1 pseudogene is annotated in these 909 nt (G+C 66.7%); it reads left to right on the forward strand.

The features are described from left to right. Window positions 1-909 (forward strand): annotated as a pseudogene (locus ACFWJO_RS38470) (leucine--tRNA ligase); the annotation flags it as partial.

Below are 909 nucleotides of genomic sequence, written 5' to 3' on the forward strand. Positions count from 1 at the left end.
GTACTGGGGCGAGCCGTTCCCGATCGTGTACGACGCCGAGGGCAACGCCCACGCTCTGCCGGAATCTTCTCTGCCCGTGGAGCTCCCGGAGGTCGAGGACTACGCACCCGTGTCGTTCGATCCCGACGACGCGTCCTCGGAGCCCTCTCCCCCGCTGGCGAAGGCCGTCGACTGGGTCGACGTCGAACTCGATCTCGGTGACGGACTGCAGACGTACCGCCGCGACACCAATGTGATGCCGCAGTGGGCAGGCAGCTCGTGGTACCAGCTGCGGTACATCGACCCCACCAACCCGGACGTGTTCTGCGACAAGGAGAACGAGCGGTACTGGACGGGTCCGCGTCCGGAGATCCACGGACCCAACGATCCCGGCGGTGTCGATCTGTACGTCGGCGGCGTCGAGCACGCGGTGCTGCACCTGCTGTACTCGCGGTTCTGGCACAAGGTGCTGTTCGACCTCGGCTACGTCAGCTCGAGCGAGCCGTACCGCCGCCTGTACAACCAGGGCTACATCCAGGCGTACGCGTACACCGATGCGCGCGGCGTGTACGTGCCTGCCGACGAGGTGGAGGAGAAGGACGGCAAGTACTTCTACCAGGGCGCCGAGGTTAACCGCGAGTACGGGAAGATGGGCAAGAGCCTCAAGAACTCCGTGTCGCCGGACGACATCTGCGAGGAGTACGGCGCCGACACGCTCCGCGTGTACGAGATGTCGATGGGTCCGCTGGACACGTCGCGTCCGTGGGCCACCAAGGACGTCGTCGGTGCGCAGCGCTTCCTGCAGCGCGCCTGGCGTGTCGTGGTCGACGAGGAGTCCGGTGCACTGCGGGTCACCGACGACGCCCCGACGGAGGACACGCTGCGCGCGCTGAACAAGGCGATCGCCGGTGTGAGCGAGGACTACACGGC

This window comes from Streptomyces sp. NPDC127092 (assembly GCF_042722475.1).
Taxonomy (GTDB): Bacteria; Actinomycetota; Actinomycetes; order Streptomycetales; family Streptomycetaceae; genus Streptomyces.